This window comes from Bacillus sp. PS196 (assembly GCF_037963555.1).
GTDB classification, from domain to species: Bacteria; Bacillota; Bacilli; order Bacillales; family Bacillaceae; genus Bacillus; species Bacillus subtilis.
The window spans coordinates 263,548-287,998 of sequence record NZ_CP150159.1; the positions used below are offsets into that span (position 1 = coordinate 263,548).

Annotated in this window: 26 protein-coding genes and 1 other annotated feature; of the genes, 22 read left to right on the forward strand and 4 right to left on the reverse strand. The window is 47.5% G+C overall.

The window, feature by feature from the left end; all coding sequences use genetic code 11:
• Positions 1-11: 11 nt before the first annotated feature.
• Positions 12-995, reverse strand: a complete 984-nt coding sequence (locus NST79_RS01500; protein ID WP_198879032.1) for a glutaminase — start codon at positions 993-995, stop codon at positions 12-14.
• 301 nt (positions 996-1,296) lie between these two features.
• Here NST79_RS01500 and glnK point away from each other — a divergent pair, with 301 nt between their 5' ends.
• From glnK to NST79_RS01575, 15 genes are all read left to right on the forward strand, one after another.
• Entirely contained in the window at positions 1,297-2,529 is a 1,233-nt protein-coding gene (gene glnK / locus NST79_RS01505; protein WP_080474535.1) for a two-component system sensor histidine kinase GlnK, read from the forward strand.
• 10 nt (positions 2,530-2,539) lie between these two features.
• Complete coding sequence (gene glnL, locus NST79_RS01510; RefSeq protein ID WP_181216755.1) at positions 2,540-3,484, forward strand: glutamine utilization two-component system response regulator GlnL; 945 nt, start codon at positions 2,540-2,542, stop codon at positions 3,482-3,484.
• A 227-nt stretch (positions 3,485-3,711) separates the two neighbouring features.
• Positions 3,712-4,638, forward strand: a complete 927-nt coding sequence (kdgD, locus tag NST79_RS01515) for a 5-dehydro-4-deoxyglucarate dehydratase (RefSeq protein ID WP_212060587.1) — start codon at positions 3,712-3,714, stop codon at positions 4,636-4,638.
• A gap of 29 nt (positions 4,639-4,667) precedes the next feature.
• The gene (gene gucD, locus NST79_RS01520) at positions 4,668-6,134 is read left to right on the forward strand and encodes an alpha-ketoglutaric semialdehyde dehydrogenase GucD (RefSeq protein WP_212060588.1); all 1,467 of its coding nucleotides are present in this window, start codon (positions 4,668-4,670) and stop codon (positions 6,132-6,134) included.
• An 84-nt stretch (positions 6,135-6,218) separates the two neighbouring features.
• Positions 6,219-7,586, forward strand: coding sequence for a glucarate transporter GudP (gene gudP, locus NST79_RS01525; RefSeq protein ID WP_003234818.1), 1,368 nt, complete (start codon positions 6,219-6,221; stop codon positions 7,584-7,586).
• A 36-nt stretch (positions 7,587-7,622) separates the two neighbouring features.
• Positions 7,623-8,990, forward strand: coding sequence for a glucarate dehydratase (gudD, locus tag NST79_RS01530; protein WP_212060589.1), 1,368 nt, complete (start codon positions 7,623-7,625; stop codon positions 8,988-8,990).
• A gap of 69 nt (positions 8,991-9,059) precedes the next feature.
• Positions 9,060-9,761 carry a FadR/GntR family transcriptional regulator gene (locus NST79_RS01535; RefSeq protein ID WP_003246338.1) on the forward strand — a complete coding sequence of 234 codons (702 nt, stop codon included), beginning with the start codon at positions 9,060-9,062 and terminating at the stop codon, positions 9,759-9,761.
• Between the two features lie 90 nt (positions 9,762-9,851).
• Positions 9,852-11,384 carry a galactarate dehydratase gene (garD, locus tag NST79_RS01540; RefSeq protein WP_014478709.1) on the forward strand — a complete coding sequence of 511 codons (1,533 nt, stop codon included), beginning with the start codon at positions 9,852-9,854 and terminating at the stop codon, positions 11,382-11,384.
• Between the two features lie 276 nt (positions 11,385-11,660).
• The gene (mphK, locus tag NST79_RS01545; RefSeq protein WP_212060590.1) at positions 11,661-12,581 is read left to right on the forward strand and encodes a macrolide 2'-phosphotransferase; all 921 of its coding nucleotides are present in this window, start codon (positions 11,661-11,663) and stop codon (positions 12,579-12,581) included.
• Positions 12,582-12,637: 56 nt separating this feature from the next.
• Positions 12,638-12,885: a binding site (T-box leader), on the forward strand.
• Positions 12,886-12,982: 97 nt separating this feature from the next.
• Complete coding sequence (gene rtpA, locus NST79_RS01550) at positions 12,983-13,144, forward strand: anti-TRAP regulator (RefSeq protein ID WP_003234807.1); 162 nt, start codon at positions 12,983-12,985, stop codon at positions 13,142-13,144.
• A gap of 20 nt (positions 13,145-13,164) precedes the next feature.
• Positions 13,165-14,097, forward strand: coding sequence for a DMT family transporter (locus tag NST79_RS01555; protein ID WP_212060591.1), 933 nt, complete (start codon positions 13,165-13,167; stop codon positions 14,095-14,097).
• Between the two features lie 102 nt (positions 14,098-14,199).
• Entirely contained in the window at positions 14,200-14,880 is a 681-nt protein-coding gene (gene ycbL / locus NST79_RS01560; RefSeq protein WP_076458515.1) for a two-component system response regulator YcbL, read from the forward strand.
• A gap of 1 nt (position 14,881) precedes the next feature.
• The gene (gene ycbM / locus NST79_RS01565) at positions 14,882-15,817 is read left to right on the forward strand and encodes a two-component system sensor histidine kinase YcbM (protein WP_116316160.1); all 936 of its coding nucleotides are present in this window, start codon (positions 14,882-14,884) and stop codon (positions 15,815-15,817) included.
• Positions 15,818-15,908: 91 nt separating this feature from the next.
• The gene (locus NST79_RS01570) at positions 15,909-16,832 is read left to right on the forward strand and encodes an ABC transporter ATP-binding protein (protein WP_116316159.1); all 924 of its coding nucleotides are present in this window, start codon (positions 15,909-15,911) and stop codon (positions 16,830-16,832) included.
• A gap of 18 nt (positions 16,833-16,850) precedes the next feature.
• Positions 16,851-17,537, forward strand: coding sequence for an ABC transporter permease (locus NST79_RS01575; RefSeq protein WP_080019558.1), 687 nt, complete (start codon positions 16,851-16,853; stop codon positions 17,535-17,537).
• Here NST79_RS01575 and NST79_RS01580 read toward each other — a convergent pair.
• Together NST79_RS01580 and NST79_RS01585 are read right to left on the reverse strand one after the other, a co-directional pair.
• A complete protein-coding gene (locus NST79_RS01580) occupies positions 17,498-17,632 on the reverse strand; it encodes a hypothetical protein (RefSeq protein WP_119122840.1) in 135 nt (44 codons plus the stop codon). The genes NST79_RS01575 and NST79_RS01580 overlap by 40 nt on opposite strands.
• Positions 17,592-17,978, reverse strand: a complete 387-nt coding sequence (locus tag NST79_RS01585) for a YndM family protein (protein ID WP_003246313.1) — start codon at positions 17,976-17,978, stop codon at positions 17,592-17,594. Before NST79_RS01585 ends, NST79_RS01580 begins: the two co-directional genes overlap by 41 nt.
• A gap of 313 nt (positions 17,979-18,291) precedes the next feature.
• On the opposite strand from NST79_RS01585, the gene cwlJ reads away from it, so the two are divergent.
• The 6 genes from cwlJ to tatC all read left to right on the forward strand — a co-directional run bounded on the left by cwlJ (position 18,292) and on the right by tatC (position 22,599).
• Positions 18,292-18,720: a cell wall hydrolase CwlJ gene (cwlJ, locus tag NST79_RS01590; RefSeq protein ID WP_003246500.1), complete on the forward strand. Its 429-nt coding sequence runs from the start codon at positions 18,292-18,294 to the stop codon at positions 18,718-18,720.
• 105 nt (positions 18,721-18,825) lie between these two features.
• Complete coding sequence (locus NST79_RS01595; protein ID WP_044052703.1) at positions 18,826-19,557, forward strand: VWA domain-containing protein; 732 nt, start codon at positions 18,826-18,828, stop codon at positions 19,555-19,557.
• 81 nt (positions 19,558-19,638) lie between these two features.
• Positions 19,639-19,815 (forward strand): hypothetical protein, encoded by a 177-nt coding sequence (locus NST79_RS01600; protein WP_003246278.1) that lies wholly within the window; start codon positions 19,639-19,641, stop codon positions 19,813-19,815.
• 18 nt (positions 19,816-19,833) lie between these two features.
• The gene (phoD, locus tag NST79_RS01605) at positions 19,834-21,585 is read left to right on the forward strand and encodes an alkaline phosphatase PhoD (protein WP_014475691.1); all 1,752 of its coding nucleotides are present in this window, start codon (positions 19,834-19,836) and stop codon (positions 21,583-21,585) included.
• Positions 21,586-21,597: 12 nt separating this feature from the next.
• Positions 21,598-21,810, forward strand: coding sequence for a sec-independent protein translocase protein TatAD (gene tatAD / locus NST79_RS01610; protein WP_003223835.1), 213 nt, complete (start codon positions 21,598-21,600; stop codon positions 21,808-21,810).
• A 60-nt stretch (positions 21,811-21,870) separates the two neighbouring features.
• Positions 21,871-22,599: a twin-arginine translocase subunit TatC gene (gene tatC / locus NST79_RS01615; RefSeq protein ID WP_014475692.1), complete on the forward strand. Its 729-nt coding sequence runs from the start codon at positions 21,871-21,873 to the stop codon at positions 22,597-22,599.
• On the opposite strand, the gene pcp is transcribed toward tatC, so the two are convergent.
• Entirely contained in the window at positions 22,596-23,243 is a 648-nt protein-coding gene (gene pcp / locus NST79_RS01620) for a pyroglutamyl-peptidase I (protein ID WP_212060593.1), read from the reverse strand. The two genes, tatC and pcp, sit on opposite strands and share 4 nt — an antisense overlap.
• 78 nt (positions 23,244-23,321) lie before the next feature.
• Between pcp and NST79_RS01625 the strand changes: the two genes are divergently transcribed.
• Entirely contained in the window at positions 23,322-24,434 is a 1,113-nt protein-coding gene (locus NST79_RS01625) for an aminotransferase class V-fold PLP-dependent enzyme (RefSeq protein WP_212060595.1), read from the forward strand.
• Positions 24,435-24,451: the final 17 nt, after the last annotated feature.

A 24,451-nucleotide genomic window follows, 5' to 3' on the forward strand; every position in this document is an offset into this window, starting at 1 on the left:
TTTTTTCATATTTAAAAAATGCTGAGCTCCCATTCCTGCGCCATATGCTTCAGCAGCATACCGCCAGTGAGGCTGTTGCCGTATTCATCAATGGCAGGCCCGTAAATGCCGATGCCGCATCCGGATTGAAAAGGCTGTTCTCTTCTGGCGCTTGGAGGCACCAGCGCCATGATGCCGCCGGAGACGCCGCTTTTGGCCGGCACGCCGACAAACGCCGCATATTTGCCTGAAGCGTTGTACATGCCGCACGTCAGCATTAATGCCTTGGCCAATTTTGCCACATCTTTTGGAATCACCTGCTCGCGTCGAATCGGATGATACCCGTCATGAGCAAGGATCAGGCCGATCAACGCAATATCTTCTGTGGTGCTCTCCATAGCGCATTGCTTCAAGTACACCTCAAGTGTTTCTTCTACTTCAGCTTCTAAAAAGTTTGTTTCTTTTAAATAGTAGGCCAGCGCTCTGTTGCGGTGGGCGGTTTCCCATTCAGAACGGAATACTTCCTCATGAATTCTCGGCCGTTTTCCTATCAAAGTTTCCATCACCGAGTAAAGAAACTCGAGCTTTTCGTATGCAGATTCTCCGGGAAGGATCGAAGCGATGGTGAGGGCACCCGCGTTGATCATGGGATTGAAGGGCTTTCCCGGCTTGTTGATTTCGAGCCGAATGATTGAATTAAAGGCGTCACCTGTCGGCTCGACATCTACGCGGTCAAGCACATAGGGAATGCCGCGGCTCATGCAGGCGGCAATAAAGCTAATCACTTTTGAAATGCTTTGCAGGGTAAAAGAGACGTTCCAGTCGCCGGCGTGTATCATCGTTCCATCAGGCTTCAATACACAGATGCCGAGCTGTGAATCATTGACTTTTCCTAAAGCGGGGATATAGTTTGCGCTTTGTCCATTGGCGGCAAAAGGGCGATAGTATTCAACCCAATCATGAAGCTGTAACGCCGGGTTTATGTCTTTCTGGTGCTCTTTTATCAATTCTTTCATCGAATTCCTCCTCACTGATTTTTTTCTTAAAGGACTGAGGTGTATCAAAACGAAGGCTAAAGGGGCGTTAAACGCTTTCATAATAGCGGAAGGTATAATTACTGTATAATGGAGACTACAGAATCATACAAAATACGACAAAAACATTTTGAAAATAAGCAGTAAGATTTATAAAAACCTCATGTTCTGGGTCAAAAGCAATTTGCAGGTTTTCTCCCGATTCCCCAAAATAAAAAGCGAGGATGTGATCAACATAAAACTGGAACGGTTTATTGAAAAAGACGGATATATACTGGCCCTCATGCTGATTACGGTGCCGCTGGCCGGTGAACTGAAATTTTATCCCCTCAATGAAGAATTCCGGGTCAGCTTTGGGGCACCGGTTTTTTTCTTCTTTTTATCATTGTTGCGGCATGTGCCCGCTGTGCTGCCGGGTTTTCTGACTGGAGCGGCTGTTTTCATCTTTCGCGTCTTTCTGGAATTATGGGGCGGAGGACACAATGGACTGACTCCAATTCTGTATGATCAAGCGTCTGGCTTTTTCTTTTATATGACTTACGCCTGTCTGTTTTCCATATTAAAGGCCAATCGTTTCCGTGAACGGCCGATTATGCTCGGTTTCATTGGGTTTATGATTGAAGTTGTGTCAGATTGTGTCGAGCTGGCTGTGCAATTTCTCATTTTTCATACGGTTGTCACGCCTGAGAAAATCACTGACATTGCGGTGATTGCGATTTCTCACACATTTATTGTGATGAGCTTTTATAGTGTGCTGAAGCTGTATGAAACACAATCGAGAGAAAAACAGACAAGGCAGCAGCACGAGCACATGCTGATGATCGTTTCCAATTTATATGAGGAAACGGTGCACCTAAAAAAGACATTGAAAACGACAGAGAAAGTGACAAACGATTCGTATCAGCTCTATCGGGAAATCAAGGGAAAGGATGTTCAGCTGAGCGGCAGAATCCTGAGACTGGCCGGAGAGATTCATGAAGTGAAAAAGGACAACCAACGGATATTCGCTGGGCTATCAAAACTGATTTCGAATGAGAGTTTGAGAGATTATATGAGGGCTTCTGATTTGCTGCAGCTCGTGATTCGAATGAATGAAAAGTACGCTGAAGCACTAGGGAAGCAGATTGATTTTTACTGCTCGATCGAGGGAGAGCATGACGAATATCACGTATTTATCGTGCTTTCGATCATTAATAATCTAACAGCAAATGCGGTAGAGGCTATGGATGAAGAGGGAATGGTCAGCCTGAGGCTCCGTAAGCCAAATGAGAGTATGGTAGAATTCCAGGTGGAAGACAATGGCCCCGGGATTTCCGAGAAAATCGGAGACATTGTGTTTGACCCGGGCTTTACTTCAAAATATGACGAATTTGGCACGCCTTCTACGGGTATCGGACTTTCCTACGTAAAGGAAATCGTGACTGAGCTAGAAGGGGATATCACGTTTGATAATCAGCAGCGGGGAGTGGTGTTTGCCATCAGGCTGCCTGTCCGGCATTTGATTCAGAAAGGGTGAACCGAAAGCTATGCGTTTTTTTATTGCAGATGATGACCGTGCAGTGCGGTCAATTTTAAGGCAGATCATTGAGGACGAAGATCTCGGGGAAGCTGTTGGTGAAGCTGACGACGGAAGCCAAGTGGAAGGGCATATGCTGCAATTTAAGCAGATTGATATTTTATTAATCGATCTGTTAATGCCCGGACGAGACGGCATTGAGACGATTCGTCAGATCCAGAATACGTACTCCGGCAAAATTGTAATGATCTCTCAAGTGGAGGCGAAGGAAATGGTCGGGGAAGCGTACTCGCTCGGCATCGAATATTTTATCCATAAGCCGATTAACCGCATTGAAATTGTCACGGTTCTCCAAAAGGTGAAGGAGCGGATCGAGCTTGAACACTCGATTGGAGCCATTCAGCATTCTCTAAGCCGGCTTGTCAATCGGACTGAACGGAAAGCGCGTCCCCAGCAGAAGAGTGACAGCGGTTTAAAAGAGGCAGGAACATTCCTGTTGTCCGAGCTGGGCATGATGGGAGAAGGCGGCGCACATGATCTCATGGCGGTCCTGCAGTATTTAGCAGAACACGAGCAATCCGAGCCGCACGAAAAACAAAGCCCTTCGCTAAAACAAATATTCACCCAAGTAGCGGTACGGAAGCTGGGAGCAGAAGCCTCACAGACGGAAGTCAATCGCGAAATGAAAGCCTCGGAGCAGCGTATCCGCAGAGCGATTATTCATTCGCTGCACCATTTTGCTTCACTGGGCACAACTGATTTTTCGAATCCAAAATTTGAAACCTATGCATCGAAATTCTTTGATTTTCCGGTTGTCAGCCAGAAAATGAAAGAACTCCAATCCAAGGATGCAAAACCCCTTGCACCTGCTAGAATAAATATGAAAAAATTCATCCACGTGTTTTTTTTAGAAGCAAAGCTTTTGCATGAGACGATGAAACAAAGAAGGATATAAACCAAACAGCCGGCTGACCAGGCTGTTTTTTTGCTGCGCAGAATTCCGGCCGGACAGTGATTTTCCGCTTTTTTATAAAATATCAGAAAATAAAGATATTGACTTATTGTTTATTTGTCTTACAATTAAACAAAAGGATATATGGGGAAGGAGCGGATGTGAAAGGAAAATTAATAAAAGCGCTTACAGACAGAGGCTGTATACACAAATAACAGGAGGTTATGTTGATGAGCCGTATCAGAAAAGCACCCGCTGGAATTTTAGGTTTTCCGGTTGCTCCTTTTAACACACAAGGAAAACTGGAGGAAGAAGCTCTTTTTCAAAACATTGAGTTTTTGCTGAATGAGGGCTTGGAAGCGATATTTATCGCTTGCGGGTCTGGTGAATTCCAATCTCTCAGCCAGAAGGAATATGAGCAAATGGTGGAAGTCGCAGTCTCGGCAGCCGGAGGAAAGGTGCCGGTCTACACGGGGGTGGGCGGCAACCTCAGCACAGCGCTTGATTGGGCGCAGCTGTCGGAGAAAAAAGGCGCCGACGGCTACTTGATTCTGCCTCCGTATTTGGTGCATGGCGAACAGGAGGGGCTGTACCAGTATGCGAAAACGATTATTGAAAGCACTGACTTGAACGCAATTCTTTATCAGCGCGATAACGCAGTTCTCTCTGTTGAACAGATCAAACGTCTGACCGAATGTGAACAGCTTGTCGGTGTCAAAGACGGGGTAGGAAATATGGATTTGAATATCAACCTCGTCTATACGATCGGCGACCGCTTGGGATGGCTCAACGGAATGCCGATGGCTGAAGTGACGATGCCGGCATATCTGCCGATCGGGTTCTACTCTTACTCTTCAGCGATTTCAAATTATATCCCGCATATTTCGCGAATGTTCTATGATGCATTGAAAAACGGAAATGACGAGCTTGTGAAGGAACTCTATCGGCATGTGATTCTTCCGATCAACGACATTCGCAAACAACGAAAAGGCTACGCCGTATCCTTAATTAAAGCCGGTATGGAAATCATGGGTTTGAATGTAAGGAATACAGCCAGACCGCCTGTCGGCCCGGTTGAAAAAGATCATTATCAGCAATTGGAAGCAATTTTGAAGCAGGCGGCTGACCGTTATCCGAAAAAAGCCGCGACGGTTTGACCAGAAAAAACACGAAAGGGGCAATGGGCATGTCTGTGATCACAGAACAAAACACGTACCTCAACTTTATTAACGGAGAGTGGGTTAAGTCTCAATCAGGCGATATGGTCAAGGTCGAAAACCCTGCCGATGTGAATGATATTGTCGGATATGTACAGAATTCAACAGCTGAAGATGTGGAACGTGCCGTCGCCGCCGCCAATGAAGCCAAAACGGCTTGGAGAAAGCTGACGGGTGCCGAGCGCGGCCAATACTTATACAAAACAGCGGATATCATGGAGCAGCGCTTGGAGGAAATCGCCGCCTGTGCAACGCGTGAAATGGGTAAAACACTGCCGGAAGCGAAGGGAGAAACAGCCCGGGGGATTGCCATTCTGCGCTATTACGCCGGAGAGGGCATGCGAAAAACGGGTGACGTCATTCCGTCTACTGACAAAGACGCGCTCATGTTTACCACCCGTGTTCCGCTCGGTGTGGTCGGCGTGATTTCTCCGTGGAACTTCCCGGTGGCGATCCCGATTTGGAAAATGGCGCCGGCATTGGTATACGGCAATACCGTTGTCATCAAACCGGCGACAGAAACAGCTGTGACATGCGCGAAGATCATTGCCTGCTTTGAGGAAGCGGGGCTCCCGGCAGGGGTCATCAATTTGGTGACAGGCCCGGGGTCTGTTGTCGGGCAGGGGCTTGCTGAGCATGACGGTGTAAACGCCGTTACGTTTACCGGTTCGAATCAAGTCGGAAAAATCATCGGGCAAGCCGCTTTAGCGAGGGGAGCCAAATATCAGCTTGAGATGGGCGGCAAAAACCCTGTCATCGTAGCTGATGACGCTGACCTTGAAGCTGCGGCCGAAGCTGTCATAACGGGGGCCTTCCGTTCAACCGGACAGAAATGCACCGCGACAAGCCGTGTCATCGTACAAAGCGGAATTTACGAGCGCTTTAAAGAAAAACTGCTCCAGCGCACAAAAGATATTACAATCGGCGACAGCTTAAAAGAGGATGTCTGGATGGGACCGATTGCCAGCAAGAATCAGCTTGATAACTGCCTGTCATACATTGAGAAAGGCAAACAGGAGGGGGCTTCCCTTTTAATAGGAGGAGAAAAGCTGGAGAACGGAAAGTATCAAAACGGCTATTATGTTCAGCCTGCCATCTTTGACAATGTGACATCTGAGATGACAATTGCCCAGGAGGAAATTTTCGGTCCGGTGATCGCCTTGATCAAGGTGGACTCGATGGAGGAGGCGCTGAACATCGCCAATGATGTGAAGTTCGGTTTAAGTGCATCCATCTTCACGGAAAACATCGGCCGAATGCTTTCTTTCATTGATGAAATCGATGCCGGGCTGGTTCGGATCAATGCAGAAAGCGCAGGTGTTGAGCTGCAGGCGCCTTTTGGCGGCATGAAGCAGTCGAGCTCCCACTCCCGAGAACAGGGTGAGGCAGCGAAGGACTTTTTCACAGCGATCAAAACTGTTTTTATGAAGCCGTAATGGTGCTGGAAAGAGGCGTGCGTCTCTTTCCCGGCTTTATCACAGCCAGCATATGATTCTCTACTTTGAAAAGGAGAAGATACTATGAAAAAAGACTTTGCGAGTGTTACTCCGGCGGGCAAAAAAACGTCCGTGCGCTGGTTTATCGTGTTTATGCTGTTTCTTGTGACCTCTATTAACTACGCGGATCGAGCGACGCTTTCCATCACCGGAGATTCCGTCCAGCATGATTTGGGATTGGACTCGGTCGCCATGGGATATGTCTTTTCTGCCTTTGGCTGGGCCTATGTCATCGGACAGCTTCCGGGCGGCTGGCTGCTGGACCGTTTTGGTTCAAAGACTATCATTGCGTTAAGCATCTTTTTCTGGTCGTTTTTTACGCTGCTGCAAGGGGCGATTGGCTTTTTCTCCGCCGGCACAGCGATTATCCTGCTGTTTGCACTGCGTTTTCTGGTTGGTTTATCAGAAGCGCCTTCATTTCCCGGAAACGGCAGAGTTGTTGCCTCATGGTTTCCAAGCTCCGAGCGCGGGACAGCTTCAGCCTTTTTTAATTCAGCACAATACTTCGCAATCGTCATTTTTTCTCCTTTAATGGGCTGGCTTACCCACTCTTTCGGCTGGCATTCCGTCTTCGTTGTTATGGGTATTGCGGGCATTCTTCTGGCTGTCATCTGGCTAAAAACGGTGTATGAACCGAAAAAACACCCAAAGGTTAATGAAGCTGAGCTTGCGTACATCGAACAGGGCGGCGGGCTGATTTCCATGGATGACAGTAAAAGCAAACAAGAAACAGAATCGAAATGGCCGTATATCAAACAGCTGTTAACGAACCGCATGCTGATTGGCGTGTACATCGCGCAATACTGTATTACGACTCTCACCTATTTCTTTCTCACATGGTTTCCGGTATATTTGGTTCAGGCCCGCGGCATGTCTATTCTTGAAGCTGGGTTTGTCGCTTCCCTGCCGGCGCTGTGCGGATTTGCCGGCGGCGTCCTTGGGGGCATTGTGTCAGACATCTTACTCAAAAAAGGCCGTTCACTGACCTTTGCAAGAAAAGTGCCAATCATTGCCGGCATGCTGCTGTCTTGCAGTATGATTGTCTGCAACTATACAGATTCAGCGTGGCTTGTCGTTGTTATTATGTCGCTCGCGTTTTTCGGAAAAGGCTTCGGCGCATTGGGTTGGGCTGTCGTGTCGGACACGTCTCCGAAAGAATGTGCAGGATTAAGCGGCGGTTTGTTCAACACTTTCGGCAATATTGCCTCGATTACAACACCGATTATTATCGGATACATTGTTAATGCCACTGGATCTTTTAATGGCGCGCTTGTGTTTGTCGGCGCTAACGCGATTGCGGCGATCCTCAGCTATTTGCTGCTGGTCGGGCCGATCAAACGGGTCGTGTTAAAGAAACAAGAACAAGACCCCGATCAATCGTTGCCTGTCTAATATTTATGAAAGCGCTTTATAAAGGGAGGAAAATGCATGAGTTCACCGATACAAGAGCAGGTTCAAAAAGAGAAAAGATCGAATATTCCCTCAATTACTGAAATGAAGGTGATTCCTGTTGCGGGACATGACAGCATGCTGCTGAATCTAAGCGGAGCACACAGCCCGTTTTTTACCCGGAATATCGTAATCTTAACGGACAGCAGCGGAAATCAGGGAGTCGGCGAGGTGCCTGGCGGAGAGCATATTCGCCGCACACTGGAGCTTTCAGAGCCGATTGTTGTCGGAAAATCTATCGGTGCGTACCAAGCGATATTGCAAACGGTCAGAAAGCAGTTTGGCGATCAGGACAGGGGAGGGCGAGGAAACCAGACGTTTGATTTGCGCACCACTGTGCACGCCGTCACCGCACTGGAAGCGGCTTTGTTAGATTTGCTTGGAAAGTTTCTTCAGGAACCGGTCGCGGCTTTACTGGGCGAAGGGAAGCAGCGTGATGAAGTAAAAATGCTCGGTTACCTCTTTTACATCGGCGACCGAAAGCGGACGACCTTGCCGTATCAAAGCGATGAGCAGTCAGATTGTGCGTGGTTCCGTCTGCGCCATGAGGAAGCGCTGACGCCGGAGGCCATTGTGCGTCTTGCCGAATCCGCACAGGAGCGCTATGGCTTTCAGGATTTCAAGCTGAAAGGAGGGGTGCTGCGGGGAGAAGAGGAAATCGAAGCTGTTACCGCATTATCGAAACGTTTTCCAGAGCCAAGGATCACTCTTGATCCGAACGGGGCATGGTCATTAGAGGAAGCTATTGCATTATGCAAAGGAAAGCAAGATGTGCTCGCATATGCGGAAGATCCGTGCGGGGATGAGAATGGCTACTCCGCTCGTGAAGTAATGGCTGAATTCCGCCGCGCGACAGGGCTTCCGACTGCGACAAATATGATTGCGACTGACTGGCGGGAAATGGGTCACGCGATTCAGCTCCATGCGGTCGATATACCGCTGGCTGATCCGCATTTTTGGACGATGCAAGGGTCGGTGCGGGTTGCGCAAATGTGCCATGATTGGGGTTTGACATGGGGCTCGCATTCCAACAACCACTTTGATATTTCCCTTGCGATGTTTACCCATGTGGCAGCAGCGGCTTCGGGGCGGATCACGGCGATTGATACCCATTGGATCTGGCAGGACGGGCAGCGATTAACGAAACAGCCTTTTGAGATTTCTTCTGGCTGTGTCAAGGTGCCGGATAAGCCTGGACTAGGCGTCGATATTGATATGGAACAAGTGGAAAAAGCGCATGAGATCTATCGGAAAATGAATTTAGGCGCACGGAATGACGCGATCCCAATGCAGTTCCTGATTAGCAACTGGGAATTTGACCGGAAGCGCCCGTGTCTTGTGCGATAAGTTTGATTGTAAATATTGTCATATCCGCTATTTTGTCTTACAATTGAACAACTGAAGGGAGAGTTGTTCGTGTACGAAGGTTTAGAGGATTTGAAAGTCGATACAGTCAATCGGAAAACATTAGCCAAGCAGGTCATCGAACGGATTGTCCATTTATTATCGAGCGGACAGTTGAGGGCCGGAGACAAATTGCCGACAGAAATGGAACTGATGGACATTTTGCATGTCAGCAGGCCGGTGCTTAGGGAGGCGCTCAGTTCACTTGAAACGCTGGGCGTCATTACGAGAAAAACACGAGGGGGCACATATTTCAACGATAAAATTGGCATGCAGCCATTTTCAGTCATGCTTGCTTTGGCCACTGATAATCTTCCGGCTATCATTGAAGCGCGGATGGCGCTAGAACTCGGGCTCGTGACAATTGCCGCGGAAAAAATCAATGAGGAAGAGCTTCAGCGTTTGCAGAAGACGATCGACGATATTGCCAACAGCACTGACAATCATTATGGTGAAGCGGATAAAGAGTTCCATCGAATTATTGCGTTAAGCGCCAATAACCCCGTCGTTGAAGGGATGATTCAGTCCCTGCTGATCACCCATGCGAAAATTGACAGCCAAATTCCGTACAGGGAGAGAGATGTAACGGTCGAATATCACAAAAAAATCTACGACGCCCTTGCCAAAAGAGATCCGTACAAAGCACATTACCACATGTATGAGCATCTGAAATTTGTCCGTGACAAAATTCTAAAAGGAATGGATGAAAAATAATGGTGAGCAACCGCAGTTGAAACGTAAGAGCTGCGGTTTTTTTAAACCAATTTAGAAAACGCTTACTAAAATATGAGGAGTGATTTTCATATGGCGATGAACCTCAGGAAGAACCAAGCCCCCCTTTACATCAAAGTGCATGAAATAGATAACACCGCGATTATTGTAAATGATGGAGGACTGCCAAAGGGCACTGTTTTCTCATGCGGGCTCGTACTTGAAGAGGATGTTCCTCAAGGCCATAAGGTGGCCCTCACCGATCTCAATCAAGGGGATGAGATCGTGCGTTACGGAGAGGTGATCGGATTTGCTGATGAGACGATCAAACGCGGGAGCTGGATACGGGAAGCCCTCGTGAGAATGCCCGCTCCTCCGGCGTTAGACGATCTTCCTCTCGCAAACAGGGTGCCGCAGCCGCGGCCCCCACTTGAAGGATATACATTTGAAGGATACCGAAATGCGGATGGCAGTGCGGGGACAAAAAATATTCTCGGCATCACGACAAGTGTTCAATGTGTTGTTGGCGTTTTGGATTATGCAGTCAAACGAATAAAAGAAGAGCTGCTGCCGAAATACCCAAATGTCGATGACGTTGTGCCGCTGCATCATCAATACGGATGCGGCGTGGCGATCAATGCGCCCGACGCTGTCATTCCGATCCGCACGATTCAAAATCTTGCGAAGCATCCGAACTTCGGCGGTGAAGTAATGGTCATCGGATTAGGATGTGAAAAGCTCCTCCCGGAAAGAATTGCCTCCGAAAATGATGATGACATTCTATCGCTCCAGGATCACCGAGGTTTTGCGGCGATGATCCAATCCATTTTGGAAATGGCGGAGGAACGGTTAATCAGGCTGAACAGCAGAACCCGGGTGTCATGCCCTGTTTCGGATCTGGTTATCGGCCTGCAATGCGGCGGCAGTGATGCGTTTTCCGGCGTGACGGCGAACCCTGCCGTGGGGTATGCGGCTGATTTATTGGTTCGCGCAGGTGCAACGGTTTTGTTTTCTGAAGTGACAGAGGTGCGGGATGCCATTCATTTATTAACGCCGCGGGCTGTCAGTGAAGAGGTCGGACAATCGCTGATCAAAGAGATGAAGTGGTATGACAGCTATCTTCGGCGGGGAGACGCAGACCGAAGCGCAAACCCGTCACCAGGCAATAAAAAAGGCGGATTATCCAATGTGGTGGAAAAAGCGTTAGGCTCGGTAGCGAAATCAGGCACAAGCCCCATCTCCGGCGTGCTCGGTCCTGGTGAAAGAGCAGAGCAAAAAGGCCTGCTGTTCGCGGCGACACCGGCAAGCGATTTTGTGTGCGGCACCCTGCAGCTGGCTGCGGGCATGAATTTGCAGGTGTTTACGACAGGGAGAGGAACACCATATGGCCTGGCTGCTGCGCCGGTTCTGAAAGTATCGACGCGGCATTCCTTATCAGAGCATTGGGCTGATTTAATCGATATCAATGCCGGCCGAATCGCGACAGGAGAGGCCAGTATCGAAGACGTAGGCTGGGAAATCTTCAGGACGATTTTGGATGTGGCAAGCGGCCGCAAACAAACGTGGGCAGACCGTTGGGGTCTTCATAATGATTTGTGCTTGTTTAATCCTGCTCCAGTGACTTGATTCATGTTTTTATAGCGGAAAGATGGAATATGCTGTAAAATGATAATCGACAAACAAAGAACGGAGGGGTTCCAGCATGGCATTCATTAGATTCCGAGTGACACGAATTCAATAGTGAACAACTCTCGCCTGAATGCGGGAGAATCGGGATGAATCCGCCTATGTATAAGCCCTTATATGGTTATCAAAAAAGAGGGTGGCGTGCCTGCCCTTTTTTGTGCCTTCAAGCATCCCTTCTCTCTACTGCAGGCCTGAGCATGAGAAAGGGGAAATGGGATGACAAACCTTAACGAAATACAGCTTATCACTGAGATTGTCGGGCTTGCACGCAGCCAAGGTTTGACGGTTCATTCTGAGAACGCGCAATTGAATGAAACCGGAATGGACTTTCAAGTTGTATTTGCCAAGGACGACACAGGTATGCCATGGGTGCTGCGAAAACCGCGGCGAAGTGATGTTGTGGAAAGAGCATCTGCAGAAGGCATAACGCTTGCCTTTCTCCGCGCGAATCTGACTGCTGATGTGCCGGATTGGAGAATTCATACACCGGAATTGATCGCTTACCCAATGTTAAAAGGAACGCCGGCTGCTGGAATTGATTTGGAACAAAAGCAATATGTTTGGAATATGAATCATCAGCCGCCATCAGACGATTTTGTCCGTACACTTGCTGGCATACTGGCTGAATTACATGGCACGGATCAAATATCTGCTGGGCAATCCGGAATAGAAGTGATAAGGCCAGAAGATTTCAGGCAAATGACAGCAGACTCTATGGTTGATGTGAAGAATAAGCTTGGCGTATCTACGACGCTTTGGGAAAGATGGCAAAAGTGGGTAGATGATGATGCATACTGGCCGGGTTTCTCTTCTTTGATACACGGCGATCTCCACCCGCCGCATATCCTTATCGATCAAAATGGACGTGTCACAGGACTTCTGGATTGGACAGAAGCGAAGGTTGCTGACCCAGCCAAGGATTTTGTTCTTTATCAAACCATTTTCGGAGAAAAAGAAACTGCCCGTTTGCTTGAATACTATGATCAAGCAGGCGGCCGAATATGGGCAAAAATGCAGGAACACATTTCAGAGATGCAGGCGGCGTATCCGGTGGAAATCGCCAAGCTAGCTCTGCAAACACAGCAGGAGGAACACATCAATATGGCGCTGGAAGCACTTGGTGTAACGTCGGATTAAGAATTGACTTCATTTCAAGAACCAAGTATTATAAACTTTACAAATAATAGAACGGATTAACAATCGTGAGGAAGAGCAAGTACGCATCAGAATGGAGGTTCAGAGAGTCGGTGGCAGGTGTGAACCGATCCTTCCCTGATGCCGAATGGGCTTCTGAATTGCTTTGCTGAACGGATAGTAGGCGATGCCGGGTTTCTCTCCCCGTTACCAAGAGAGGAGTATCGAAACATAGGTTTTCTGTACTTAGAGTGAACGGCTGTATAGCTGTTAATAAAGGTGGTACCGCGAGACCCTCGTCCTTTGCATAGGACGGGGGTTTTTTGTGTTTCTTAAAGGAGGTGACGGCCAATGGACGATGGCTGGTGGTGGCATAGCAGATGAGTTAGAAAGGAGGATATCAAATGGTCATTGCAACTGATGATCTTGAGGTCGCATGTCCTAAATGTGAAAGAGCGGGAGAAATCGAAGGAACACCTTGCCCGGCCTGCAGCGGAAAAGGTGTTATTCTGACTGCTCAAGGATATACGCTTCTGGATTTTATCCAAAAGCATTTGAATAAGTAAAGGAGAAAAGCTGAGCTGAGATGAGAGCAGAAGAGCAGAGTAAGATTCGTGAGGCCGCAGCAGGTACGATTTTTTTGCTGATCGGAACAGTTTGTTTTGCGTCTAAATCGATTTGGATAAAATGGGCATACCAAATGGGTGCTGAGCCAGATGCCGTGCTGCTATACAGGCAGCTGCTGGCTGTTCCGCTGTTTTGGCTGATTTTTTTAATATACCGTCCTCCAATGCCAGACGGTAAGAAAAAAGGAGACCTATGGAAGGCTTGTGGCGCGGGAGTGTTTTGTTTTTTTCTGTCTCCCTTGCTTGATTTTATCGGGCTGAACCATGTATCCGCAATGGTTGAACGTATATTGCTGATGAGCTATCCGTTGTTTGTGTTTGGATTCACCGCGTGTCGTGACCGGAAAATGTCTTCAATTCAGGACCTTTTCGCAGTTCTGGCGGTCATGTTTGGGCTTTTCTTGGCGCTGGGCGGCTGGAATGCTGAGCTTTTCCAGGCGAATATGATTGGAGCTGTATTCATTTTGTTATCTTCGGCAGTCTATGCTGGTTATCTTGTCCTTTCGGGGCATCTCGTCCATCAAATCGGGGGGATCCGTCTCAATGCATACGGGATGACAGCTGCTGGAGCTGCCATGATGCTTTACACAGGGATAAAATCGGCGGCTGGCATGAATACGCCAATGGCAGCATATCCGCTTTCTATGTATGGTTTGTTCGCGGTAATTGCAGTCGTTACCACAGTGATTCCATTTGTGCTAATGCTTGAGGGCATAAAACGAATCGGGGCACAGCGAGCCGCCGCCATTTCAATGGCAGGGCCTATCATGACGATTTTCTATGGAGCTTTATTTCTCGGTGAACGGCTCGGGCTCATTCAAGTCATTGGATGCGGTGCCGTATTTTTTGTCATTACGGTGATGGAATACAGGAAGCTGAAAACAGGAAAATAAGAATAATTTATATAAAACACACACGTTTTTCAATTACAATAAGTGTAATTACGTGTGTGTTTTTTGATTTTGTAAAGGTTAGGTGAGAAGATGCAGCGCATATTGCTTGTAGAAGACGACCACTCAATCAGTGAAATGGTGGATCATTATTTAACAAAAGAAGGCTTTGGAATTGTGCATGCTTTCGACGGAGAAGAGGGCATCCGGCTGTTTCAGCAGGGTTCATACGATTTGGTCCTCCTTGATATCATGCTCCCGAAGCTGAACGGCATGGATTTTCTGAAAATCATCCGGGAAAAAAGCAACGTTCCGGTCTTAATGATTTCGGCAAAAGATGGAGATGTGGACAAGGCATTGGGACTGGGCTTTGGGGCGGATGATTATATCGCCAAACCGTTTTCGATGATTGAGCTGACAGCCAGAGTAAAAGCCGCGATACGGCGGGCGACGCAATATTCGGCAGAGGAGCCGGCTGTGAATAAGGTGATCCGGATTCACCAGCTTGCGATAGATATAGACAATGTTTCCGTTTTGAAAAACGGAGAGCCGCTCCAGCTGACGTCAACAGAATGGCAGCTGCTGTGCTTATTTGCATCAAATCCTAAAAAAGTGTTTACGAAAGAACAAATCTACCGTTCCGTTTGGAATGAAGAGTACTTTGATGATCAGAACATCATTAACGTACATATGCGGCGGCTCAGAGAAAAGATTGAGGATGACCCCTCCTCCCCTCAATATATTAAAACGTTATGGGGCATCGGTTATAAATTAGGAGAGTTTTAGAATGACAGTGCTATGGGTGGCCGCTGTCATCGCTCTGGCGTGTCTGAATGTGATTCAATTCATAATGAAAAAGAAGCGGGACGGGAATCTGGCTTACACGGCTGACCAGCTTAGCTACATGCTCAGCCGGGATTCGGCAGGACAAATTTTGATTCCTACAGACGATCATGCGCTCAAAAGCTTGCTTGTTAATATCAATCTTATCGTTGAGAATCGTCAGCAGATCAGCGCCCAATTTGCCAAAACAGAGCAATCCATGAAGCGGATGCTGACCAATATGTCGCACGACCTGAAAACGCCGTTAACGGTCATTCTCGGTTATATCGAAGCCATTCAAAGTGACCCGAACATGCCGGAAGAAGAGCGGGAAAGATTGTTGGGGAAGCTCCGCCAGAAAACAAATGAACTCATTCAGATGATCAACTCCTTTTTTGATTTAGCGAAATTAGAATCTGAAGATAAAGAGATCCCGATCACCAAAGTACATATGAACGACATATGCAAACGAAATATCCTGCACTATTATGACGCTGTTCAGTCAAAAGGCTTTCAAGCAGCCATCGATATCCCGGATACGCCGGTGTATGCGCAGGCGAATGAAGAGGCTCTGGACAGAATCCTGCAAAACCTATTGTCCAATGCGATTCAATATGGCGCGGCCGGCAAGTTAATCGGGCTGACGCTGTCTTATGATGAGAGGAACATCGCCATCACCGTATGGGATCGCGGAAAAGGGATTAGTGAAACCGATCAGCAGCGGGTGTTTGAGAGGCTGTACACACTTGAAGAATCCAGAAATAAAGCATTTCAAGGAAGCGGCTTGGGTTTAACCATCACAAAACGGCTTACAGAAAAAATGGGAGGCACCATATCCGTCCAAAGCAAGCCGTACGAACGGACTGCATTTACGATCACCTTGAAACGCATGACATATTAATCGTAAGAATTTCTTAAGGTTTGAGAAATAAAAATGACAGGGCTCGCCGCTACAATAGAAAACAGGAAAAGAGAGGGAAGGAGAAACAAAGTTGACTTATATCGTACAAACAAACGGGCTGACCAAAACATATCAGGGCAAAGAGGTCGTATCCAATGTCAGCATGCATATTAAAAAAGGTGAAATCTATGGCTTTCTCGGCCCGAACGGCGCGGGGAAAACAACCATTATGAAAATGCTGACGAGCCTTGTCAAACCGACAAGCGGTGAAATCATCATTCTTGGGAACAAGTTCACCCACACGTCATATGAGGTTCTGGGGAACATCGGCAGCATGATTGAATATCCGATTTTTTATGAAAACCTGACAGCTGAAGAAAATTTAGATCTGCATTGTGAATATATGGGATATCACAATAAAAAAGCCATACAAGAAGTGCTGGATATGGTGAATTTAAAACAAATCGACAAAAAACCCGTCAAAACCTTTTCCCTCGGGATGAAGCAGCGCCTTGGAATTGCGCGTGCCATCCTCACGAAGCCGGACCTGCTTATTCTGGATGAGCCGGTGAATGGTCTTGACCCTCTCGGCATTAAAAAGATCAGGCAATTGTTTCAAGTGCTGAGCAAAGAGTACGGTATGACGCTGCTGATCTCAAGCCACCTGCTGGGTGAAATCGAACAAATTGCGGACACGATCGGCGTCATTCGGGACGGCAGGCTGCTTGAAGAGGTATCAATGGAGGATGTCAGGGGCCAGAACACTGAATACATCGAGCTTGTTACATCGAATCAGACAAGGGCCTGCTTTGTGCTGGAGAAAGAGCTGCAATTAACCAACTTTAAAATATTAAATGAGAAAACGATTCGAATTTACGAGGCTGAAGCCTCTCAGGCTGCCATATCCAAAGCATTGATTTTAAATGATGTAGACATTGAATCAATGAACAAAAAGTATACGTCGCTGGAGGATTATTTTATCAAATTGATCAACGGCAATAGCATCAGTGCGTAAAGGAGGAGAGACACGTTGATGAATCTGATCAGAATCGAATTAAGAAAAATGAAAATGGGCTGGTATATCAGAGGTGCCCTTATTGCCAACGTGATCATTATGGGTTTTATGTGGCTGATCAGTTATTCCGAAAAAGCCGATGGCGGGGTTTCGTTCCAAAGTACGGATGAAGCATTCCTCATCATCGGCACCTTCGTCAGAGCGGTATTTATCGTATTTGGCGCTGTGCTGATCGTAAAATTGGTGATTTCGGAATATAAAAACAAAACCATTCTTGTGATGTTCACGTACCCGGTCAGCCGTAAAAAGCTGCTCACCGCTAAGCTCATGATCGCGGGCGGACTGACGTTTATCACGATTTTACTTTCAAATATACTCATAGCCGCCGGTTTCTTTTGGCTGAACTCGATCTACCATTTCATACCGGGAGAGCTTACTTCCGAGATCATTTCTCAACAGGCGGTCAAAATGGCGGTTTTCGCTTTTGGCGCCGCTGGAACCAGTTTAGTTCCCATCTTTTTTGGGATGCGTAGACACTCGGTTCCGGCGACCATCATTTCATCTGTAGTAATTGTGATGCTCATCAGCTCAACAAGTCCGGGCTTCTCGATTTCATCTGTTGTGTATATCCCGTTATCGTTAGCGGCATTCGGTTTGTTCTTTTCCTACATGGCGATCAGGAATGCGGACAAGCAGGATGCGTAAACAAAGGCGCCCAATATGTATAAAAGGCCGATGCTGTCAGCACCGGCCTTTCCATTATGAGTCTGTTCTTGTTTCAAGATAATGCTTCTTGCCAATCTCTTTGCTCATCATATAGAAATGGAAGCAATATTCACCGATTGCCATGACGATCGCGCCGAATAAAGCCGCCAATGCAACTTCACCGCCAGTCATCCCCATAGAAAGCGGCATGCCCATCAGCCAGATCACGAGAAAGGCCAACCCAAAATCAGCCAAAGTTGCAATCATATTATTCCATTTCGGCAATACATAAAGATCGCCCAGCAAATAAGAAATAACCCCTAACACAATCGTCATTAGCAGCGTATCACCAAACGTGAAACCAAAGCCCAGACCAAGCACCAGATACAACACAATAATCGTCATAATACCTTTAATAGCGAGCGCTTTCACATGTGTCATTACAATTCCTCCTTTTGTCATTTGATTTGTTATGTATAATTCCTCAAATGTAAAAAGTTAAACCTTATTTCTTTTCGGAGACGGGTGCAAATCTGCTGGGGAGGGGTCAATGATGTGAATCCAGGAATTGAGACTGCGGCGCTTCGACAGCGGAAACGTGAAGCTTGTACTGCACCGGACGCTGCTTTGACGCCCAACAGCCCATTATGTTTGCTGTTTTTAGATGAATAAATTTAAAAACTTCTCCTGTCCCTCCGTCATCACTTCTGAAGTAATGAAATATGATGAAAAGAGATCAAGGGGAGGTGACGTGATGGCGGTCGTGAGAGCAACGAGTGCGGATGTCGATTTGATGGCAAGGCTGCTCAGAGCGGAAGCGGAAGGCGAAGGCAAGCAGGGGATGCTGCTTGTCGGCAACGTTGGAATTAATCGGCTGCGGGCGAATTGCTCAGATTTTAAAGGCCTCCGCACCATCAGGCAGATGATTTATCAGCCACACGCGTTTGAGGCTGTGACTCATGGATATTTTTATCAAAGGGCGCGAGATAGCGAGCGTGCCCTTGCACGCCGGTCGATTAATGGTGAAAGGCGCTGGCCTGCAAAATTTAGTTTATGGTACTTCAGGCCGCAGGGGGACTGTCCAGCCCAGTGGTATAACCAGCCGTTTGTGGCCAGATTTAAGTCACACTGCTTTTATCAGCCGACGGCGGAGACGTGTGAAAATGTATATAACACATTTTAGAGACAGGACACCGTTCAAATTGAACGGTGTTTTTCTTTGAAAAGATGCAATGCAAAATATTCCTGTGAGATAATCAAAGAAAAAAGAGCTGACGGAGATGACAGAATGGCAACAATTGACCTGCAAAAGAAAAGTGTAAAGATCGTACTGGAGAAAAAGCAGTTAACGAAGGTGACGGCTCGTGTTGGACTGGTTCTTGATATTACGGGATCGATAAGACCGCTCTACAAAAACGGGACGGTTCAAAATGTGGTGGAGCGGATTTTGGCAGTGGCTGATCAGTTTGATGATAACGGTTTGCTGGATGTATGGGTGTATGATAATGAATTTTCCCGATTAAAGCCAGTTTCAGAAAAGGATTTTTCGGGCTATGTCGATCGTGAAATTTTAAATAATGACCGCTTGCATAAATTCGGCAGAAATGATGAGCCGCCAGTCATGAAGGACGTGCTGCGCAAATATGTTACGGAGGAACCGAGCTCGTATCCTGCTTTCATTGTTTTTATCAATGACGGGGGCTGTAAAAAGTCAATCAAACCGATAATTGAAGCTTCTTCTGATAAACCGGTGTTCTGGCAGTTTGTCGGCATCGGAAACGGAAACTTTGATTTTCTCAATAAACTGGATACGTTAGAAGGGCGTGTCATTGATAACACGAACTTCCTGCATATCGAAGAGATTGACCGCATTTCTGATGATGAGCTTTATGATGCTCTGCTTGCTGAATTTCCATTTTGGCTGAAAGAAGCGAAGGAAAAAGGGATTGTAAGAGAACAAGAGCCTCCTGCTGAAAAGCCGAAAAAGAAGGGCTTTTTCAGCAGATTGTTTTCGAAATAACTGATAAAGAGCACTGAGTCATTCTGCGAAATGGCTCGGTGTTTTTGTTTTTTTAAGATCATGTGAAGAAAAATAGGCCGAATGGGCGGCTTGCAAACGACAGGATATGCAGAAAACGCGTCATTCAGCCAGCTTTCGGCATGTTTCAGCAGCAGGCTTGTGAGGGAAGACCTGTTTTTAATGTTCAGCGCTTACAATCAGTTCACACTTCTTCACAGTCGTTTAACAATGATTTCCTATAATGGAGACGATCAATGAGGAGAGAGGGGATCTTGAATGGCATACGACAGTCGTTTTGATGAATGGGTACAGAAACTGAAAGAGGAAAGCTTTCAAAACAATACGTTTGACCGCCGCAAATTTATTCAAGGAGCGGGGAAGATTGCAGGACTTTCTCTTGGATTAACGATTGCCCAGTCGGTTGGGGCCTTTGAAGTAAATGCTGCGCCTAAATTCTCAAGCTATCCGTTTACATTAGGGGTAGCGTCAGGTGATCCGCTTTCTGACAGTGTCGTGCTTTGGACACGTCTGGCACCAGATCCGCTGAATGGCGGGGGAATGCCGAAGCAAGCAGTGCCTGTCAAATGGGAGGTCGCAAAGGATGAGCATTTCCGCAAAATCGTAAGAAAAGGCACTGAAATGGCTAAACCGAGTCTTGCCCATTCCGTTCATGTGGAAGCGGACGGGCTTGAGCCAAACAAAGTGTACTATTACCGTTTCAAAACCGGCCATGAACTAAGCCCTGTCGGAAAAACAAAAACACTGCCTGCCCCTGGCGCCAATGTGCCGCAAATGACCTTTGCATTTGCTTCCTGCCAGCAATATGAGCACGGATATTATACGGCCTACAAGCATATGGCAAAGGAAAAGCTTGATCTTGTCTTCCATCTCGGTGATTACATATATGAATACGGCCCAAATGAATATGTATCAAAAACAGGCAATGTCCGCACGCACAACAGCGCGGAAATCATTACGCTGCAAGACTATCGGAACCGTCACGCTCAATACCGTTCTGACGCCAATCTTAAAGCTGCACATGCGGCATTCCCTTGGGTTGTAACTTGGGATGACCATGAAGTTGAAAACAACTATGCCAATAAAATACCTGAAAAAGGACAGTCGGTTGAAGCATTCGTGCTCCGCCGCGCGGCAGCATACCAGGCATACTATGAACATATGCCGCTCCGCATTTCCTCTTTGCCGAATGGCCCAGATATGCAGCTGTACCGGCACTTTACGTACGGAAACCTGGCGTCCTTCAATGTGCTTGATACCCGCCAGTACAGGGACGACCAAGCCAATAACGACGGCAATAAGCCGCCTTCTGATGAATCGCGCAATCCGAATCGGACCCTGCTTGGAAAAGAACAGGAGCAGTGGCTCTTCAACAATTTGGGCAGCTCGACTGCCCACTGGAATGTGCTGGCGCAGCAGATTTTCTTTGCCAAGTGGAATTTCGGGACAAGCGCAAGCCCGATCTACAGCATGGATTCGTGGGACGGCTACCCGGCTCAGCGCGAACGGGTGATCAATTTCATTAAAAGCAAAAATCTGAATAATGTTGTCGTACTGACAGGTGATGTACACGCAAGCTGGGCATCGAATTTGCATGTCGATTTCGAGAAGACAAGTTCAAAAATATTCGGAGCCGAATTTGTCGGAACCTCGATCACATCCGGAGGAAACGGCGCCGATAAGCGGGCGGATACGGACCAAATTTTAAAAGAAAATCCGCACATCAAGTTCTTTAACGACTATCGCGGATATGTCCGCTGTACAGTGACGCCTCACCAGTGGAAAGCCGATTATCGGGTGATGCCGTTTGTGACCGAGCCGGGCGCAGCCATTTCCACGCGGGCTTCATTCGTTTACCAGAAAGACCAAACTGGGTTGAGAAAGGTATCATCCACAACAATCCAAGGCGGGGTGAAGCAATCCGATGAGGTCGAAGAGGATCGTTTCTTTGCGCACAACAAAGCCCACGAAAAACAAATGATTAAGAAGCGGGCAAAAATCACGAATTAAGGAGTGGAAATTATGTTTTCAAACATTGGAATACCGGGCTTGATTCTGATCTTCGTCATCGCCCTCATTATTTTTGGCCCTTCCAAGCTGCCGGAAATCGGGCGTGCCGCCGGACGGACACTGCTGGAATTTAAAAGCGCCACAAAATCACTTGTGTCTGGTGATGAAAAAGAAGAGAAATCAGCTGAGCTGACAGCGGTAAAGCAGGACAAAAACGCGGGCTGAATGCTGATGAGGCAGACACCGGGTCTGCCTCTTTTTTTATGAAAGGGAGGGCTTTTTTGAATGGATAAAAAAGAAACCCATTTGATCGGGCATTTAGAAGAGCTTCGCCGCCGGATTATCGTAACCCTCGCGGCATTTTTTCTATTTCTCATCACGGCTTTTTTGTTCGTACAGGACATTTATGACTGGCTAATCAGGGATTTGGATGGAAAGCTGGCTGTGCTTGGGCCGAGTGAAATCCTCTGGGTGTATATGATGCTTTCCGGCATTTGTGCCATTGCGGCTTCTATCCCTGTTGCCGCGTACCAGCTGTGGCGTTTCGTTGCACCGGCGCTGACGAAAACGGAGCGCAAGGTGACGCTCATGTACATACCAGGTTTATTTGCGTTGTTTTTGGCGGGCATCTCCTTCGGATACTTTGTCTTGTTTCCGATCGTGCTCAGCTTTTTGACTCATTTATCCTCCGGCCACTTTGAAACGATGTTTACGGCTGACCGCTACTTTCGGTTTATGGTGAATTTGAGCCTGCCGTTCGGCTTCTTGTTTGAGATGCCCTTGGTGGTGATGTTTTTAACAAGGCTGGGCATCTTAAATCCTTACAGACTGGCCAAAGCGAGAAAGCTGTCCTATTTTCTGCTGATTGTCGTATCTATATTGATTACACCGCCTGATTTTATTTCTGATTTTCTCGTGATGATCCCGCTTCTTGTCCTGTTTGAAGTGAGTGTCACCCTATCGGCGTTTGTCTACAAAAAGAGGCTGAGGGAAGAAACAGCGGCGGCCGCTTAGTGCAGCGTACCGCCCGGTGACTTCACATCCTCATCATATTGTGCGGCCGTAACAGCGGCGATTCTCAATGCCCGGACAATCGTGTCCAGGCTGAGGCTCGGCGCTGTTTTGTCGATTGTTTGCTGCGGAATGTAAGGAATATGAATAAAACCGCCGCGAATGTGCGGGGATGTCCGGCTAATGTGATCCATTAACCCGTAGAACAAATAGTTGCATACAAAGGTCCCCGCTGTGTAGGAAACCGCAGCTGGAATGCCGTGTTCCTTCATCTTAGCAGTTATTCGTTTCACGGGAAGCCCTGTCCAGTAAGCGGCGGGCCCATCTGGAGAAATCTCTTCATCAATCGGCTGATGTCCTTCGTTATCGGGGATTCGCGCATCTGCAAGATTGATCGCCACCCGTTCCGGTGTAACCTGCATCCGTCCTCCTGCTTGGCCGACACAAATTACGATATCCGGCTGATGTGTTTGAATGGCTTGGCGCAGAGTGTCCAGAGCGGATCTAAAGACGGTTGGAATTTGTTCCACTGTAATAATGGCTTCTTCTGTCTCGAAGCCATTAAGCCGTTTCGCTGCTTCCCATGATGGATTGACGGTTTCTTTGTCAAAAGGGTCAAAGCCAGTGATCAGCACTTTTTTTCTCATGCTCCCATCTCCTTTTTCTTTTATTCTATTGTTTATTTATGGGTTTTTCATCAAAATAATGTAAAGGAGTGAATCATAATGGAGCATTTGCCGCAGCAGTATCGTCATTTATTCCCAATCTTGCAGACGCATACGATGCTTGCCAGCTGTTCTCAGAGCGCATTGGCAGAGCCTGTATCAAGGGCGATCCAGGATTATCATGACAGCCTGCTGTATAAAGGGACGAACTGGAAAGAAGCGATTGAAAAAACAGAGTTTGCGAGAAACGAGTTTGCAAAGCTGATCGGGGCTGAACCGGATGAAGTGGCGATTGTGCCGTCAGTTTCTGATGCACTGGTTTCTGTAGCATCGTCCTTAACTGCATTTGGAAAGAAGCACGTTGTATATACAGATATGGATTTTCCGGCGGTGCCTCATGTTTGGCAGGCACACTCCGATTATACCGTATCCGTCATTCCATCAATAGACGGCGTGCTGCCGCTTGAACAATATGAAACGCATATTTCGGATGAAACAGTACTGACGTGTGTTCCTCACGTTCATTATCGTGACGGCTATGTTCAGGATATAAAAGCGATTGCCGAGATTTCTCAGAGAAAGGGCTCTTTATTGTTTGTAGATGCTTATCAATCAGCCGGGCATATTCCCATTGATGTGAAGGAATGGGGCGTAGATATGCTGGCAGCAGGCACCCGGAAGTATTTGCTCGGCATACCGGGTGTGGCGTTTCTTTATGTGAGAAAGGAGCTGGCTGACGCACTGAAACCGAAAGCATCAGCTTGGTTCGGCAGAGAGAACGGATTTGATGGGGCTTATGCGAAAGGCGCGCGTCGTTTTCAAACGGGCACCCCAGCTTTTATCAGCGTATACGCAGCTGCAGCGGCTTTATCGCTGCTGAATCATATTGGGGTTTCTCATATCAGGGATCATGTGAAAACGATCTGTGCCGATGCAGTTCAATATGCCGCTGAAAAAGGCCTGCAGCTGGCGGCGGCACAAGGTGGGGGTCAGCCGGGCATGGTTGCGATCCGGGATGAGCGGGCATCGGAAACGGCGGCGTTGCTGAAGAAGAAAAAAGTGATTTGCGCGCCGCGGGAAAATGTGATCCGTCTCGCTCCCCATTTTTATAATACGAAGGAGGACATGCGGCGCGCGATTGATGAAATCGCGGCGAAAACGATCCACAAGTAAACATAAAAAAGCCCCTG

Bases quoted from the DNA above. Each gene is read 5' to 3' on its own strand.
- gudP (WP_003234818.1), top strand. From the start codon at position 6,219: ATGAAAAAAGACTTTGCGAGTGTTACTCCGGCGGGCAAAAAAACGTCC.
- gucD (WP_212060588.1), top strand. From the start codon at position 4,668: ATGTCTGTGATCACAGAACAAAACACGTACCTCAACTTTATTAACGGA.
- glnL (WP_181216755.1), top strand. From the start codon at position 2,540: ATGCGTTTTTTTATTGCAGATGATGACCGTGCAGTGCGGTCAATTTTA.
- NST79_RS01595 (WP_044052703.1), top strand. From the start codon at position 18,826: ATGGCAACAATTGACCTGCAAAAGAAAAGTGTAAAGATCGTACTGGAG.
- mphK (WP_212060590.1), top strand. From the start codon at position 11,661: ATGACAAACCTTAACGAAATACAGCTTATCACTGAGATTGTCGGGCTT.
- NST79_RS01600 (WP_003246278.1), top strand. From the start codon at position 19,639: ATGGGCGGCTTGCAAACGACAGGATATGCAGAAAACGCGTCATTCAGC.
- gudD (WP_212060589.1), top strand. From the start codon at position 7,623: ATGAGTTCACCGATACAAGAGCAGGTTCAAAAAGAGAAAAGATCGAAT.
- glnK (WP_080474535.1), top strand. From the start codon at position 1,297: ATGCTGATTACGGTGCCGCTGGCCGGTGAACTGAAATTTTATCCCCTC.
- pcp (WP_212060593.1), bottom strand. From the start codon at position 23,243: ATGAGAAAAAAAGTGCTGATCACTGGCTTTGACCCTTTTGACAAAGAA.
- NST79_RS01585 (WP_003246313.1), bottom strand. From the start codon at position 17,978: ATGACACATGTGAAAGCGCTCGCTATTAAAGGTATTATGACGATTATT.
- NST79_RS01575 (WP_080019558.1), top strand. From the start codon at position 16,851: ATGAATCTGATCAGAATCGAATTAAGAAAAATGAAAATGGGCTGGTAT.
- NST79_RS01555 (WP_212060591.1), top strand. From the start codon at position 13,165: ATGAGAGCAGAAGAGCAGAGTAAGATTCGTGAGGCCGCAGCAGGTACG.
- kdgD (WP_212060587.1), top strand. From the start codon at position 3,712: ATGAGCCGTATCAGAAAAGCACCCGCTGGAATTTTAGGTTTTCCGGTT.
- tatAD (WP_003223835.1), top strand. From the start codon at position 21,598: ATGTTTTCAAACATTGGAATACCGGGCTTGATTCTGATCTTCGTCATC.
- ycbM (WP_116316160.1), top strand. From the start codon at position 14,882: ATGACAGTGCTATGGGTGGCCGCTGTCATCGCTCTGGCGTGTCTGAAT.
- tatC (WP_014475692.1), top strand. From the start codon at position 21,871: ATGGATAAAAAAGAAACCCATTTGATCGGGCATTTAGAAGAGCTTCGC.
- cwlJ (WP_003246500.1), top strand. From the start codon at position 18,292: ATGGCGGTCGTGAGAGCAACGAGTGCGGATGTCGATTTGATGGCAAGG.
- garD (WP_014478709.1), top strand. From the start codon at position 9,852: ATGGCGATGAACCTCAGGAAGAACCAAGCCCCCCTTTACATCAAAGTG.
- phoD (WP_014475691.1), top strand. From the start codon at position 19,834: ATGGCATACGACAGTCGTTTTGATGAATGGGTACAGAAACTGAAAGAG.
- NST79_RS01500 (WP_198879032.1), bottom strand. From the start codon at position 995: ATGAAAGAATTGATAAAAGAGCACCAGAAAGACATAAACCCGGCGTTA.
- rtpA (WP_003234807.1), top strand. From the start codon at position 12,983: ATGGTCATTGCAACTGATGATCTTGAGGTCGCATGTCCTAAATGTGAA.
- NST79_RS01625 (WP_212060595.1), top strand. From the start codon at position 23,322: ATGGAGCATTTGCCGCAGCAGTATCGTCATTTATTCCCAATCTTGCAG.